This is a genomic window from Mesorhizobium sp. M2A.F.Ca.ET.067.02.1.1 (genome assembly GCF_004023285.1).
In the GTDB taxonomy this organism is placed as follows: domain Bacteria; phylum Pseudomonadota; class Alphaproteobacteria; order Rhizobiales; family Rhizobiaceae; genus Mesorhizobium.
The window spans coordinates 1-1,477 of record NZ_RZSB01001069.1; the positions used below are offsets into that span (position 1 = coordinate 1).

2 protein-coding genes are annotated in these 1,477 nt (G+C 65.4%); one reads left to right on the plus strand and one right to left on the minus strand.

Translation table 11 applies throughout. The annotated features are described in order from the left end of the window. The coding region (locus tag EOA28_RS35490; RefSeq protein WP_189342375.1) for a Dyp-type peroxidase domain-containing protein at nt 1-265 on the minus strand (265 nt) is incomplete at its 3' end. Between the two features lie 188 nt (nt 266-453). Here EOA28_RS35490 and EOA28_RS35495 point away from each other — a divergent pair. Beyond that, on the plus strand, nt 454-1,477 hold a 1,024-nt coding region (locus EOA28_RS35495), incomplete at its 3' end, for an AsmA family protein (RefSeq protein WP_128315834.1).

Consider the following 1,477-nt stretch of genomic DNA (forward strand, 5'->3'; position numbering starts at 1 on the left):
GTTTCAGCTCGCGCGGCCGCCGGTTGGGCGACAAACGGTTCCAGAGCCCGACGCCGACGCCGGCGATGCAGGACAGCCGGCCCGACAGGTCGCGGAAGCCGACATTCTTGACCAGATCGTCGAGCTCGCTGAGCACCGAGGCGGCGGTCGAAAGCGCGGCCTGGTCGCTGCCGACCGTGACGATGAGGAAAATCGCGGCTGTCGACAGCGGAGCGTCGACGCTCTGCGCGTCGATGGGCACTCTATCCCAGTTCTTGCCTGACATCGGGGACGCTCCGTGTTGGGTATGGCGGCCAAGGACCAGGCCGGAGGGGCAGGGATTCGCAAAAGAGATATCGCGACCGACAGCCGTCGCGCAACTGGAGACGTTGCCCGGCTGCCGCACGTTGAATTGCCTCTTTATGGACACGCGGATGCGGGTAGAGTGCGGCTGACTTTCAACCCGGGAAACAGATGCTCGCCCGCCTGTTCGTGATCTTCGGTGGCCTGTTCGTGCTGGTGCTGTGCGCGGCGCTGGTGGTGCCGTATTTCATCGACTGGACGGGCTATCGGGGCGATTTCGAGCGCGAGGCCAGCGCCATACTCGGCCGCAAGGTGACGGTGAAGGGCGATGCGACGGCACGGCTGTTGCCGTTTCCCTCGGTGACCTTCTCGAATGTCGAGGTGGCCGGCGGGCCTGAAGAGCCGGCGATGACGGTCGAGACCTTCTCCATGGATGCGGAGCTTGCCCCCTTCCTGCGCGGCGAGGTGCTGATCTTCGACATGCGGCTGGTGCACCCCAGGGCTATCATTAATGTCGCCGGCGACGGCACCGTCGATTGGGCGATCCGGCCTTCGACGCCGTTCGATCCGGGTCAGATCGCCATCGAGAAGCTGACGGTGACCGAGGGACAGATCGAGTTGCGCCATGCCGCCGGCGGACGCAGCCACCTGGTCTCCGAGATCAACTCGACGATTTCGGCCAAGGCGCTTACCGGACCGTGGCGCATGGACGGAACGCTGCGCTTCGACGGCCTGCGTGCGGACGTCTCGGCTTCGACCGGCAAGGTCGAGGCCGACGGCCAGATGCGGCTCAGGCTGAAGGCCGATCCAGATGCCTATCCGCTGATCATCGAAGCCGACGGCAATGCCGGCATCGTCAAGGGCGCCGCGGTCTATTCCGGCCAGTTCAAGATTTCGGGTGCGGACAAGAACTCGGCCGAACTGCGCGGCAATGACGGCGAACCGGTCAAGATCAGCACCGGCAAGCCCGATCCGGGCTTCCGGCTGAACGGCAAGTTCGCGCTCGACCACCAGAAGCTCAATATCGACGAGTTCCGCTTCGAGACCGGGCCGCTCGACAATCCCTATACCGCCGATGGCAAGGCCTCGGTCGATCTCGGCCTGAAGCCGCATTTCGCCGTCGAGGCCAGCGGCGCGCAGGTTCAGTTCGACGAGGCCGTCGGCGGAGCCGCCGGGGCAGGCTTCACGCTCGACC